The following is a 13,814-nucleotide window of genomic DNA, read 5'->3' as shown; positions in this document are numbered from 1 at the left end:
TTTATTTGACTCGCACTAACATTTTTCGCTAGATTGTGAGGCTGATAAGGAATAACGGATGTAGTTAAATTACAAGGCAGGACGACTATGAACGAAAAATATGCCCCATTGAAGAGCAATGTTAGGATGCTAGGGCACCTGTTGGGTAACACCATCAGGGAAGCGCATGGAGACGAGATCCTAGAGAAAGTGGAGAAGATTCGTAAGCTTTCTAAATCCGTAGTACGCGCAGGCAATGAAGCCGATCGTGACATTCTCATTGAAGAGATTAAAAACCTGCCAAATGAGCAACTGACCCCAGTCGCTCGCGCATTTAACCAGTTCCTAAACCTCACCAACATCGCCGATCAATACCATACGATCTCGCGCAGCTGCGAAGCCGATGTGTGTGAACCAGACCCAATCTACACCCTATTTTCTAAACTTAGCCAGCAAGATGTCAGCAAGTTTGATACCGTTCAGGCCGTTCGCGATCTCAACATCGAGCTTGTACTGACCGCTCACCCAACAGAAATCACTCGCCGTACCATGATCAACAAGCTGGTCAAAATTAACGAGTGTCTTTCTAAGCTAGAGCTTAACGAGCTGTCTGATAAAGAGCGCAAGAAAACCGAACGTCGCCTGGAGCAGCTCATCTCGCAAAGTTGGCACTCAGATGTGATCCGTCAGCAGCGCCCAACGCCGCTTGATGAAGCGAAATGGGGCTTTGCCGTGGTTGAGAACTCACTATGGGATGCGGTTCCTGAGTTCTTGCGTGAGTTTGACGAGCGCCTAAAAGGCTATTTAGACGAAGGACTGCCGATCGATGCACGCCCAGTACACTTCTCATCTTGGATGGGTGGTGATCGCGACGGTAACCCATTCGTGACGCATAAAATCACGCGTGAAGTGATGCTACTGTCTCGCTGGAAAGCGGCTGAGCTTTATCTAAAAGATTTCCAAGAGCTTATCACTGAGCTTTCTATGGTTAAGTGTAACGATCAGGTTCGTGACCTTGCAGGTGACGAACACGAACCATACCGCGCCATTTTGAAACCAGTTCGTAAGCTATTGATTGATACATTGGAAGTGCTAGAAGCACAAATCAATCAACAAGACGTGCCGAACAAGCCAATCCTTGAAGACATCTCCCAGCTATGGGAACCGCTCATGGCTTGCTACAAGTCACTTCGTGAAAGTGGTATGGCCATCATTGCCGATGGTTCACTACTTGACACTCTTCGCCGCGTGAAGGCGTTCGGTGTTCACCTAGTACGTCTCGATATCCGTCAAGAAAGCACACGTCACTCAGATGTTATCTCTGAGCTAACGCGCCACCTTGGTCTAGGCGACTACGACCAGTGGAGCGAGCAAGACAAGGTTTCTTTCCTTATCAACGAGCTAAGCTCAAAGCGTCCATTGTTACCACGCGATTGGGAACCTTCAGAGCCAGTTCAAGAAGTGCTCGATACGTGCCGAGTGATTGCATCACAATCACGTGAAGCGTTTGGTGCTTATGTTATCTCTATGGCCCGCACGGCCTCTGACGTGCTAGCTGTGCACCTTATTCTTCAAGAGTGTGGCTGTAAGTTCCGTATGGACGTTTGCCCACTGTTTGAAACCCTTGATGACCTGAACAACTCTGAAGCAGTGATGAAGCAGCTGTTCGATATCGACTGGTATCGTGGCTACATCCAAAACCATCAAATGGTCATGATCGGCTACTCTGACTCAGCAAAAGACGCCGGCGTGATGGCGGCAGGCTGGGCACAGTACAGCGCGATGGAAAAACTGGTTGAAGTTGGTGAAGAAGCGGGTATCGACATCACCCTATTCCACGGCCGTGGCGGTACGATTGGTCGTGGTGGTGCGCCAGCACACGCAGCCCTGCTATCTCAGCCACCTAAGAGCCTAAAAGGCGGCCTGCGTGTGACTGAGCAAGGCGAGATGATCCGCTTTAAACTGGGTCTACCTGAAATTGCGGTTAACAGCTTTAACCTATACGCAAGTGCAATTCTGGAAGCGAACCTAATGCCGCCACCAGAGCCGAAACAAGATTGGCGCGACCTAATGGAAGTGCTCTCTGAAGTATCATGCGATGCGTATCGTAAAGTGGTTCGCGGCGAGCCGGACTTTGTTCCTTACTTCCGCCAAGCAACGCCTGAGCTGGAGCTGGGCAAACTGCCTCTTGGCTCTCGCCCTGCGAAACGTAACCCGAATGGCGGCGTAGAAAGCCTGCGTGCGATTCCATGGATCTTCTCATGGAGCCAAAACCGTCTGGTTCTTCCTGCATGGCTTGGTGCTGGTGAGGCAATTCAATACTCTATCGATAAAGGTCACCAAGCACTGCTTGAAGAGATGTGTCGCGAATGGCCATTCTTCTCAACGCGTCTAGGCATGCTAGAGATGGTTTACACCAAGTGTAATATGGAAATCTCTCGATACTACGACAAGCGTCTAGCGGATCCAGAATTGCTGCCGCTTGGTGACAAGCTGCGTGGTCAATTGCAAAAAGACATTGTTGCGGTACTGAACGTAGAAAACCACAACCACCTGATGCAAAGCGACCCTTGGGGTCAAGAATCGATTCGCCTGCGCAACATCTATGTTGAGCCTCTCAACATGCTGCAAGCCGAGCTGCTATATCGTACTCGTCAAAGCGAAGAAACCGAGTCTGAGCTAGAAGAAGCACTGATGGTAACCATCGCTGGCATCGCGGCTGGTATGCGAAATACTGGCTAAACGATATATTATTTTACAAAAGAGACAAAAGGTCGCACATTGCGGCCTTTTCTTTTTACTGGCATACTTACTGAGAGTTTTGTTAGTTTTTTGAAGTGGTATCGCATTCTATTCCACTTTTTGCTTATATAATTCAGATATAATTACATTCCGCTGTTCGATAAATAAAAAAACACGACGTCAGCAGCGCGGGTCACATGTTCATGTGGCTGTCTAGGTGACAAAGGCTTTAAACACGGTTATTAGTGCCCACATTTGTGCGGTGCGCTGTTCTTTTGTGCGATACACAGTGCTTTGTAACACGCATAGCTCTTTGCGAGACAAATGCACTTTGCGCGAGTTTCCCGGAATCACGGCAGATTCCAGGGCGCTTGCTCGGTGCTCACACGGTTAACCGCAAACGCACTTATAAGAACAATATAACTATTACTAAGATTTTGACCATTTGGATTTAAGACATGTCACTACCACACGTTATCCTTACTGTCCTAAGCACTCGTGACGCGACTGGCTACGACATTACTAAGGAATTTTCTGCTAGCATCGGTTACTTCTGGAAGGCAAGCCACCAGCAGGTTTACCGTGAGCTAAACAAGATGGCTGATAAAGCCCTCGTTACCTGTAAACTTGAGCCTCAGGAAGGCAAACCAGACCGTAAGGTTTACTCAATCACTGACGCTGGCCGCGGGGCGCTTGGCGAGTGGTTTGAGCAACCAACCGTACACCCAACCGTTCGTGATGAGTTCTCAGCGAAGCTAGCGGCTTGTGCAGTTCAGCCTTCAGCGGCGTTCCGCATCCAACTCGAAGAGCTTATCGAAGAGTCTAAAAAGCTGGTTGCACACTACCGTGAGATTGAAGCAGCCTACTACGCAACACCAAGCACGCTAGAGAAGCACGCACGCCTTGAGCGTCTGACTCTTCGTCGCAACCTACTTGCACGTCAAGCATGGTTAGACTGGGCCGAAGAAGCGCTTGCTGAGCTAGAAGCACTCGCGTAATCAACTACTGATTCAACGCATAGCAAAACGCCAGTCTACAAAGACTGGCGTTTTTTGTTTGGGACTAAAACTCTCGGTTATGCTTCAGGGCGAACGCCGAGTGTGTGGCACAGTGCGTAAGTCATTTCTGCGCGGTTTAGGGTGTAGAAGTGGAAATCTTTTACACCTTCACGGCTCAGTACACGCACCATATCGATCGCTTGGCTCGCACCCACCAATTGGCGAGTCATTAGGTCGTCATCTAGACCTTCAAACTGTTTTTGCATCCAACCTGGTACTTTCACCTTGTTCATCGCTGCAAAGCGTGACGCTTGTTTAAAGTTGGTCACAGGCAGAATACCTGGAACAATCTCTACATCGATACCAGCCGCTACACAGCGGTCACGAAAGCGTAGGTAGCTCTCTACATCAAAGAAGAACTGAGTGATCGCACGGTTCGCACCCGCATCCACTTTACGCTTTAGGTTAAGAAGATCCGCTTGTGCACTCTTCGCTTCTGGGTGAACCTCAGGGAACGCAGCGACTGAAATATCAAAATCATGGCGAGATTTTAGTAGTTCAACTAGGTCAGACGCATACATGTCTGGCTGACCGCCGCCTTCTGGAATATCACCACGCAGAGCAACGATGTTCTTAATGCCATTCGCCCAGTAATCTTCGGCGATATCGATAAGCTCATCACGTGACGCATCAATACAAGTTAGGTGCGGCGCTGCCACAAGGCCTGTCTCTGATTTAATTTCTTTGATGATAGAGTGCGTACGGTCACGCTCACCAGAGTTAGCACCGTAAGTCACTGAGACAAACTTAGGCTTGAGTGTTTTTAGGCGATGAACCGATTTCCACAGCGTCTCTTCCATTGTCGGCGTGCTCGGCGGAAAGAACTCGAATGAAACATTAATATTGTCCGATAGCTCAGCAATATTCTGGTTCAAAGCATCAATGTGGCCTGCGTGTGTGTATCCCATGGTCCTCTCCCTAATCACCAAGATTGGTTATCCCATCCAATCTCAGATTAAAACCTGTCTGTCTTTAAATGATGATTTTTTAATTTTTGACGTTTAGACGTCTATATGTCTACAGAATGAAATGAATGGGTTTTAAAGTCAATAGAGGGATTATGAATTTTTTTCATGTGGAGAGTTAGGGAAATTGAAGATCACAAACAAAAACAGGGAAACGATTTCTCGTTTCCCTGTTTTTGTTTAGAAGAAGCTCGACATCAAATTCAAATCCGACTGAATCGCCCCTGCAGTCACTTCTCGACCGGCACCAGGACCACGGATAACCAGCGGATTGTCTTTATACCACTTACTCTCAATCGCAAAGATATTGTCGCAAGGCAGAAGGTTTGCCAGCGCATGCTCTTTTGACAGCGCTTCAATCCCTACACGAGCCTTACCTTGTCGATCTAAACGAGCAACATAACGCAGCACTTTGTCTTCACGTTGAGCCTTCTCTAAACGCTCTTGCAAGATTTCGCTAAGCAGCGTGGCTTTTTCAAAGAAGCCCTCGAGTGATAGCTCAGCAAGCTCTTCAGGCACCAAAGACTCCACCTCGACGGCGTCAGGCTCGATATCGAGTCCTGACTCACGAGCCAGGATGACTAGCTTACGCATCACATCAGAGCCATCGAGATCTGAGCGAGGATCTGGCTCGGTTAAGCCCTGCTGCCACGCTAGGTCGACAAGCTCTGCAAAAGGTACAGAGCCGTCAAACTGCTGGAACAACCACGACAAGGTGCCCGAGAAAATCCCTGAAAGCGCAACGATGTCATCACCACTTTCACGCAGGTCGCGAACGGTATGGTTTATTGGTAACCCTGCGCCCACAGTGGCGTTGTAGAGCCAGTGTCGACCGGTTTTCGAAAACGCATCTTGCACGGCGTGATAGTCATTACTTGGAGCAGAGCCCGCAACCTTGTTCGCTGAGATGAGGTGGAGACCATGCTCTGCGATGCTGACGTATCTTTCCGCCAGTGCCGCACTCGCCGTCACGTCTAACACCACGCCTTCATCATAGCCTTGGAGTGCCGCTAGGCGTTGTAACCAGATATCACCCTGGTATTCAATCGCTTCGTCTTCGTAACGCGTAAGTACCTGCTGCTCGTCGATGCCATCTTCATCAAACCAATAGGTTTGGCTATCGATAACCGCGACTAAGTTGAAACTCATACCACGACGTTTCTCGAGCTCGCTTTTCTGCTCTTTAAATAGTGATAGCCAGCTTGAGCCAATATTGCCTTTACCACACAGAGCCACCGCAACACGCTTTTGCGCTTGGAATAGCTGAGTATGGACCGATTTCACGAGAGGTTGAATGTCTGACTTACGTAGCACAGCAGCAAGACTCAACTGAGACTCAGCTTCTGAAATAAACTCAACTGGCGCATGTTTAAGTTGCTGATAGAAGCCAAAGCAGTGGTTGGCATTTTTAGTCACGCCCGCCCCTACCGCAGCCAGCATGGAATAGCCTTCTTTGAGCTTAATCTCAGCTTCAATCGCCAGGTCTTGCAGCTCAGTAAGCGCGCCAGAGGCAATTTCAGCGGTATAAGCAAGACGAAGTCGAGATTGGTCCGCCTGCGCTTCGAACGCTAACGGTGCCAATTGTGCACGCTTAAGACTATTAAGCACTTCAGTCTGTGCACGCTCAAAGTCGTGACCCGCACCAAATGCCAGTTCAATAAGCAGAACTTCATCGAGTGACGTGATGATTTTTGCGCCGCGCCCTGATGCAAGCACACGCTCAATGCGTGTTGAACCAGACTCAGATTGATAGCTGCAGCGTAGATTCAAGTCCATCGCACTTTGAGCAACAGGCTGAAGCGTGCGGCTGTGCAACACAGGTGCTGCAAGACGAGCCAGTTCGCTGGCTTCATCTAAACGCAGCAGAGGCAATAGACATGCATCGCTCACCACACGTGGATCCGCACTGTATACACCAGCCACATCACTCCATATCGTCACGCATGACACTTCCGCCAATGCGCCAATGACAGTAGCTGAATAGTCAGAACCATTACGACCCAGCAGCACGGTTTCGCCGCATTCACTTTGTGCCATAAAGCCAGTGATCACCACACGGTGATGCGCATGCTGCGCCAATACTTCTTTGATTAGCGGGTATGATTTAGCGCGGTCTACCTCTGGCTGAGTGCCGAACTCAGCGCGAAGGAAGGCTCTTGCGTCTTGTGCCACTGCAGGCAAATCGCTCTGTCTAAGCAGTGCTGCCAATAGGCGTGAAGACCACACCTCGCCGTGCCCTAATACCGATGCGCGCTCAGCGTCTGTGAGCGGATAGCTAAGCTCACCAAGCGTGCTAAATTCGTCGTGTAACTGAGAGACCAGACCTTCGGCTTCTTCACCTGTTAGTAGTGACTCCACCAGCTCAATCTGAAACTGTCGAAGCGCCTGCAGGTGCTCGTGAGCGATACGCCCATCTTTATTGAGCGCATCTAGAAATTCGATGAGACGGTTAGTGGTTTTACCCGCCGCCGAGACCACAATAAGGTCTTCTTCATTAGAGTAGTCTTTTAAGATAGAGACCACTCGGCGATAACATTCAGGGTCTGCTAAGCTGCTGCCGCCAAATTTGTGCAACTGCTTACCTTGTCTGTTATTCAGGGTACTGCTTTGACTCATGCCGGCTTATCCTCTAAATGCAGATGCTTTCTCAAACGCTTGGGCAAGGTCATCAATCAGATCTTGCGCGTCTTCTAGACCAACCGAAAGGCGAAGTAGCTGCTGAGAAACGCCCGCTTCGGCTAACGCTTCTTCACCCATCGCACGATGCGTCATAGAAGCAGGGTGGCAAATCAGACTTTCGACGCCGCCAAGAGACTCAGCGAGCGAGAATAGCTCTAGCTCACCAACAAAATACTTAAGCTGCTCAAAGCTACCAGCAAACTCAAAGCTCAGCATAGAGCCAAAGCCAGATTGCTGCTTCTTGGCAATCTCATGACCTGGGTGCTCAGGCAGGCTTGGGTGATAAATCACTTTCACCAATGGTTGCGGCTTAAGAAAATCTAGGATCTGTTGCGAGCTCTCTTCATGGATGCGCATGCGAGCGCCAAGGGTACGAATACCACGCAGCGTCATGTAGCTATCAAATGGCGTGCCCGTCGCACCGATGCAGTTGCCCCACCATGCGAGCTCTTCAGCATGCTCTTCGGTTTTAGTGATCACCACACCGCCAATCACGTCAGAGTGACCGTTGATATATTTGGTCGTTGAGTGAATCACAAAGTCTGCGCCAAGCTCGAGAGGCTTTTGGTACACTGGTGTCAAAAAGGTGTTGTCTACCGCTACCAGCGCACCGACCTTTTTCGCTTTTTCGCACACGGCGGCAATATCGACAACGCGCACAAGTGGATTAGACGGCGTTTCAAGTAAGATCAGTTTTGGCTTTTGCTCAAGCGCGGCATCGAAGGCTTGCTCGTCACTTTGGTCGACAAAGTTAACCTTGAAGTCCCCTTTTTGCGCACGCGTGTTGAACAAGCGGTACGTGCCGCCATAACAGTCATGGGGAGCAATAATCGTGTCTTCTGGACCTAAGAAAGCAGACACCCAAAGGTTGAGTGCAGAAGTACCACAGTTAGTCACTACCGCGCCTTTACCGGATTCCAGCTCATACAGAGCGGTTTCCAACAAACCTCGGTTTGGGTTTCCTGAGCGGGTGTAATCGTAAGTCGGCACTTCCCCAAACGCAGGGAAACCATAGTTAGTAGAGAGATAAATAGGTGGCACCACAGCGTGATGCTGGGTATCCGATTCGATACCAGTACGTACGGCTATTGTCGCTGGCTTCCGATTGCTCATAGAAACTTCCTTTCTCAGATCGCATGGCTAGTTGGTGTAACCACAGTGTCTACTTTTACCGGTAATATGGGAACCGGCAAACGCCACAAACGTTAAAGAATTAACATTGCATTAAAATAAATGTCCACATTCGTTGTCCCACTTTACTTTCCAAAATGTGAGACGTCAACACTTCTAGACGTCTATATGTCTTTGCTTATGGCAGTAAATCCCGCTAAAATTGCAGCATTCTTATTATTACTATTTATGATTAACAGAGCGAAGGTGTGTAATGGCAGATTGGAATGGTGAATACATTAGCCCATATGCGGAGCACGGTAAGAAAAGCGAGCAAGTAAAAAAAATCACAGTGTCTATCCCGCTGAAGGTGCTAAAGGTATTGACCGATGAGCGTACTCGTCGCCAAATCAATAACCTACGCCATGCAACCAACAGTGAACTATTGTGCGAAGCTTTCCTGCACGCGTACACTGGCCAGCCGCTTCCGACCGACGAAGATTTAAGAAAAGACCGTCCTGATGATATCCCAACAGAAGCGAAAGAGCTGATGACGGCGATGGGGATTGAGTTTGAAGCGTTTGATGAAGAGTAAGTATTAAACGGAAATACAAAAGACGGTATTGATACCGTCTTTTTTATTACTTTAAGTTCGTGCTATTACTAGCACCTCTTCTCGTCATCCTTTTTCATTCGTCATCCTCACGAAAGTGAGGATCTTTATCAGCGCGTATGGTGCTCAATTTGTGTGAGTCACTCGCTATGAAAGATCCCCTTTTTCAAGGGGATGACGAAAATGAGACTGGATGATGAGCAACAGCGAAACTAAACAGTGCAGAGCTAACAATAAGCTGTTGAACTATTAAGCCATATAGCTATCAGGCAACTCAATACGCGCCACACCAGATTCAACTGCTGCTTTCGCTACCGCTTTAGCCACACGAGGAAGCAAACGCGGGTCCATTGGCTTTGGAATGATGTAGTCCTTACCAAAGGTCAACGCCTCAACACCTGCGGCATTCAGTACGTCTTGTGGTACTGGCTCTTTCGCTAGCTCACGAATCGCTTCTACCGCTGCCAGTTTCATCTCATCATTAATCTCACTCGCACGCACATCAAGAGCGCCACGGAAGATAAACGGGAAACACAGCACGTTATTTACCTGGTTCGGGTAGTCTGAACGACCTGTACCCATAATTAGGTCATCACGAACCTGATGAGCAAGCTCAGGTTTGATTTCTGGATCTGGGTTTGAACACGCAAATACGATTGGCTTGTCCGCCATCAGCTTAAGCGCTTCTGGTGGCAACAGATCAGGACCGGATACACCTAGGAATAGGTCCGCACCTTCAATCACATCTTCTAGCGTGCGCTTATCTGTGTTGTTGGCAAACAGCTCTTTGTATTCGTTAAGATCGTCACGACGAGTGTGGATCACACCTTTGCGATCCAGCATGTAGATCTTCTCACGCATCGCGCCACATTTGATCAACAGCTCCATACACGCGATCGCCGCCGCGCCTGCACCTAGACAGACAATCGTAGTTTCTTTTAGATCTTTACCCTGAAGCTCGATAGCGTTGAGCATACCTGCTGCAGTAACAATCGCCGTGCCGTGCTGGTCATCGTGGAATACCGGCACATCACAACGTTCGATTAGGCGTCGTTCAATCTCAAAACAGTCTGGCGCTTTAATATCTTCTAGGTTGATACCACCAAAGGTGTCTGAAATGTTCGCAACAGTATCTACGAACTCATCGATAGTGCGGTGTTTTACTTCGATATCAATGGAATCTAGACCCGCGAAGCGTTTAAACAGTAACGCTTTACCTTCCATAACTGGCTTAGACGCCATTGGACCTAGGTTACCAAGACCTAGGATGGCGGTACCGTTAGAGATCACTGCAACCATATTGCCTTTCGCAGTGTATTTATAAACATTCTCGGCATTTTGCGCGATTTCACGTACAGGTTCTGCCACACCAGGGCTGTAGGCCAGTGCGAGATCAGCGGCTGAGTTGGCGGGTTTAGTTAATGCTACTTCGATTTTTCCAGGTACAGGGTTGGCATGGTAATCAAGCGCTTGCTGGCGAAATTCGTCAATTTGATGGTCATCGGACATGGTTAGCTATCCTGCTTTTATAAGACTGATTAGTTACTTAGATGTAATTATGAGTATAAGCCCGTTTATTTTTATTCGCGTTGCTTCTAAAGGGTTACACACACAGAGTGGGGACATTTGAACGGAGAGGAGGTATCTCTGATGTTCATTACTCTGACGAACTAATACTACGCGAGTTTATTAGGCTTTTGAATGGATGGAAGTGATGAAGCGAAGAAAAAAGTAGAGATAGGTAGCACGTTATGCAAGCGGATGTTGACAGGTAAACAAACAGCTAAAAAGCAAAAAGGACGCCGAAGCGTCCTTTTTTAATCTGCAAAAGTAATCATTACTTCTTGCTAGATAGAGCACCGAAACGCTTGTTGAAGCGATCAACACGGCCGCCAGTATCAACGATACGTTGCTTACCAGTGTAGAATGGGTGGCACTTATCACATACGTCTAGGTGGATAGAATCTTTACCTAGAGTAGAGTTGAATTCGAATGTGTTGCCGCAAGAGCAAGTTGCTGTTACAGCTTTGTATTCTGGGTGGATACCAGCTTTCATGGGAAACCTCAATAATTTAGGCCGTGTCGCCATCCGATTCTAAGCCGGACACCACACGTAGTTAATAAATAGATGATACCATCGCTTTGCATTTCAATATGAAAGCAAGAAGCCATGCCATCAAGGCGCAGTATAGTAATGAATAGTGCCAAGGGAATCAACTAAAATTGCGACTTTTTTCGCCACCTTCGGTGAGCCTTAGCCGATAAATTGATTATCCAGTCTATACAAGGCGACCCATACCGTTAGAATAGACGTCTTCTTTATCAATATCGACCTAACTATGCGCCCAAATGTCGCTCGAGTGGCTCTTCCCGTCCCACTTGATAAACAGTTTGACTACCTCGTCCCTGCTCACCTTTTTCCTGTGGTTGGCGGGCGCGTGTCTGTACCATTTGGACCAAAAACGCTCGTCGGTATTGTGATGCAATTTAGTCATGAGTCTGAGTTTCCGATAGACAAACTCAAGCCGATAAAGGCGGCGTTAGATACGGCTCCCGTTTGGTCTAAGCCTCTTTTTGACCTTATCTCATGGTGCAGCCTTTATTACCAGCATCCACTCGGCGACACCTTGAGTAACGCGCTACCCGCAGCCCTTAGAAAAGGCAAGCCTGCTGAATTTGCCGCAACCGTGGAGTGGCAGATCACAGAAGCTGGCAAGACTCAATTAATGTCCGGCTTTGGGCGAGCGGTGAAGCAAGCCAAAGTCATGCATATGTTGGAATCTGGTCCGTGTTCGCATCAGCTGTTTATCGACAGTGACGTCAGCACTAGCGTACTCAAGACACTGACAGAAAAAGGCTGGATCACGTCGATAGAGAGACAAACCCAGCAAACTCATTGGCCAGAGGCGATCTGCAACGATCCTATCGATCTTCGCTTAAATGCCGAACAGGCCGTGGCGATAGCGTCGGTCAACAGTCAGACTGAGTTTGGATGCTACTTGCTTGAAGGGGTCACGGGTTCAGGCAAGACCGAAGTCTACCTGCAGATGATTAAGCCCATACTGGAGCGCGGACAGCAAGCTTTGGTGTTGGTGCCGGAGATTGGCTTAACGCCGCAAACCATTAATCGCTTTCGTAAACGCTTTAATGTGCCCATTGAGGTTATCCACTCTGGTCTTAATGATACTGAGCGACTCAACGCGTGGTTAAGTGCACGCGACAAAGTAGCGGGTATTGTTATCGGTACGCGCTCGGCGCTACTCACGCCATTTGCCGACCTCGGCATTATTATTGTCGACGAGGAGCACGATACCTCATACAAGCAGCAAGACAGTCTGCGTTACCATGCCCGTGACGTCGCGGTGATGCGTGCTAACAAAGAGCAGATCCCAATTATTCTTGGCTCTGCCACGCCGTCTATCGAAACGCTGCAAAATGCACTGGCGGGCAAGTATCATCATTTAATACTGAGCCAACGAGCAGGCCTTGCGGTGCCGACGACCAATAAGGTCATTGACGTCAAAGGTCAGTTTCTGGAAGCTGGATTATCAGCGCCACTGATTGCTGAGCTGCGCCGCCATTTAGAAGCAGGCAACCAGGTGATGCTGTTCCTCAATCGCCGTGGATTTAGCCCTGCCCTGATGTGCCACGAATGTGGCTGGACAGCAGAGTGTCACCGTTGTGACGCTTATTACACCTATCATCAGTCGAGTAACGAGATCCGCTGCCACCATTGTGGCTCACAGCGCCCTATCGTTCATCAGTGTGAAGGCTGCGGCTCGCATCAACTGGTTACCGTCGGTGTAGGTACAGAGCAGCTTGAAGCTCAGCTAGAAAGCCTATTTCCCGAATACAATACCATTCGTATTGACCGAGACAGCACCAGACGCAAAGGCAGCCTAGAAGCCGCGCTCAATGCCATCAAGAACAATGAGTACCAGATCTTAATCGGTACCCAGATGCTGGCCAAAGGGCACCATTTCCCTAACGTCACATTAGTCGCACTGCTTGACGTAGACGGGTCTCTTTATAGCAGCGATTTTCGCGCTTCAGAACGTTTAGCGCAGCTATTTATTCAGGTAGCTGGACGTGCCGGACGCGCAAGCAAGCCCGGAGAAGTGCTGCTGCAAACGCACCACCCAGAGCACCCACTGCTGCAAAGCCTACTTCATAAAGACTATCGCCATTTTGCCGAGACCGTGATTGAAGAGCGTAAACTGGCACAGCTGCCTCCGTTTAGCTTCTTAACCTTAGTTCGCGCCGAGGCCAATAACAGCAATGATGTTGAGACCTTCTTGCGTCAGGTCCGCTATTCATTAGAAGCTCATCCACTGTTTGATAGCGCTTGTATGGTACTAGGACCGACCCCAGCACCAATAGCCAAACGCGCAGGAAAAGCGCGCTGGCAACTCATGCTTCAAGTGCCCTCAAGACCACAGATGCAAAAAATCATCACCGCAGCCAAGCCGGTTATCGCGCAATTACCGCTCGCGAAAAAGGTACGCTGGTCGTTGGATATCGAGCCACAAGATTTAAGTTAATCAGTAAAATTTGATTAATAACAAAACGATAACCGCCGCGAGTTGTGATATGCTTCACAATTGTATTGCAAAATCTGTTAATCAGACCGTAACTTTCATTCGATAAATGAATAATATTTATTATTAG

The 13,814-nt window shown here is 48.6% G+C and carries 9 protein-coding genes; 4 read left to right on the top strand and 5 right to left on the bottom strand.

All coding sequences use genetic code 11. The features are described 5' to 3' along the window. Window positions 1–87: 87 nt before the first annotated feature. A complete protein-coding gene (ppc, locus tag AC6I8U_RS01360; RefSeq protein WP_498017556.1) occupies window positions 88–2,721 on the top strand; it encodes a phosphoenolpyruvate carboxylase in 2,634 nt (877 codons plus the stop codon). Window positions 2,722–3,179: 458 nt separating this feature from the next. Beyond that, on the top strand, window positions 3,180–3,719 hold the full coding sequence (locus AC6I8U_RS01355; RefSeq protein WP_042477158.1) for a PadR family transcriptional regulator: 540 nt from the start codon (window positions 3,180–3,182) through the stop codon (window positions 3,717–3,719). Window positions 3,720–3,796: 77 nt separating this feature from the next. On the opposite strand, the gene metF is transcribed toward AC6I8U_RS01355, so the two are convergent. From metF to AC6I8U_RS01340, 3 genes are all read right to left on the bottom strand, one after another. Continuing rightward, complete coding sequence (gene metF / locus AC6I8U_RS01350; protein WP_042477154.1) at window positions 3,797–4,687, bottom strand: methylenetetrahydrofolate reductase; 891 nt, start codon at window positions 4,685–4,687, stop codon at window positions 3,797–3,799. A 237-nt stretch (window positions 4,688–4,924) separates the two neighbouring features. After that, window positions 4,925–7,360, bottom strand: a complete 2,436-nt coding sequence (locus AC6I8U_RS01345) for a bifunctional aspartate kinase/homoserine dehydrogenase II (protein WP_498017555.1) — start codon at window positions 7,358–7,360, stop codon at window positions 4,925–4,927. Window positions 7,361–7,366: 6 nt separating this feature from the next. Next, window positions 7,367–8,536, bottom strand: coding sequence for an O-succinylhomoserine (thiol)-lyase (locus tag AC6I8U_RS01340; RefSeq protein ID WP_498017554.1), 1,170 nt, complete (start codon window positions 8,534–8,536; stop codon window positions 7,367–7,369). A gap of 271 nt (window positions 8,537–8,807) precedes the next feature. On the opposite strand from AC6I8U_RS01340, the gene metJ reads away from it, so the two are divergent. Continuing rightward, complete coding sequence (gene metJ, locus AC6I8U_RS01335; protein ID WP_006071165.1) at window positions 8,808–9,128, top strand: met regulon transcriptional regulator MetJ; 321 nt, start codon at window positions 8,808–8,810, stop codon at window positions 9,126–9,128. A gap of 267 nt (window positions 9,129–9,395) precedes the next feature. Here the strand turns inward: metJ and AC6I8U_RS01330 are convergent, their stop codons facing one another. Then, window positions 9,396–10,655, bottom strand: a complete 1,260-nt coding sequence (locus tag AC6I8U_RS01330; RefSeq protein WP_042477146.1) for a malic enzyme-like NAD(P)-binding protein — start codon at window positions 10,653–10,655, stop codon at window positions 9,396–9,398. A 328-nt stretch (window positions 10,656–10,983) separates the two neighbouring features. Further along, a complete protein-coding gene (gene rpmE, locus AC6I8U_RS01325) occupies window positions 10,984–11,202 on the bottom strand; it encodes a 50S ribosomal protein L31 (RefSeq protein ID WP_006071169.1) in 219 nt (72 codons plus the stop codon). A 283-nt stretch (window positions 11,203–11,485) separates the two neighbouring features. Between rpmE and priA the strand changes: the two genes are divergently transcribed. Then, window positions 11,486–13,687, top strand: a complete 2,202-nt coding sequence (gene priA / locus AC6I8U_RS01320) for a primosomal protein N' (RefSeq protein ID WP_498017553.1) — start codon at window positions 11,486–11,488, stop codon at window positions 13,685–13,687. Window positions 13,688–13,814: the final 127 nt, after the last annotated feature.

The organism is Vibrio sp. KUL80 (assembly GCF_059725495.1).
This window is presented reverse-complemented; position numbering and strand designations above follow the sequence as displayed.

Excerpts from the sequence above, each read along its gene's own strand:
- ppc (WP_498017556.1), top strand. The coding sequence starts at position 88 with ATGAACGAAAAATATGCCCCATTGAAGAGCAATGTTAGGATGCTAGGG.
- AC6I8U_RS01355 (WP_042477158.1), top strand. The coding sequence starts at position 3,180 with ATGTCACTACCACACGTTATCCTTACTGTCCTAAGCACTCGTGACGCG.
- metF (WP_042477154.1), bottom strand. The coding sequence starts at position 4,687 with ATGGGATACACACACGCAGGCCACATTGATGCTTTGAACCAGAATATT.
- AC6I8U_RS01345 (WP_498017555.1), bottom strand. The coding sequence starts at position 7,360 with ATGAGTCAAAGCAGTACCCTGAATAACAGACAAGGTAAGCAGTTGCAC.
- AC6I8U_RS01340 (WP_498017554.1), bottom strand. The coding sequence starts at position 8,536 with ATGAGCAATCGGAAGCCAGCGACAATAGCCGTACGTACTGGTATCGAA.
- metJ (WP_006071165.1), top strand. The coding sequence starts at position 8,808 with ATGGCAGATTGGAATGGTGAATACATTAGCCCATATGCGGAGCACGGT.
- AC6I8U_RS01330 (WP_042477146.1), bottom strand. The coding sequence starts at position 10,655 with ATGTCCGATGACCATCAAATTGACGAATTTCGCCAGCAAGCGCTTGAT.
- rpmE (WP_006071169.1), bottom strand. The coding sequence starts at position 11,202 with ATGAAAGCTGGTATCCACCCAGAATACAAAGCTGTAACAGCAACTTGC.
- priA (WP_498017553.1), top strand. The coding sequence starts at position 11,486 with ATGCGCCCAAATGTCGCTCGAGTGGCTCTTCCCGTCCCACTTGATAAA.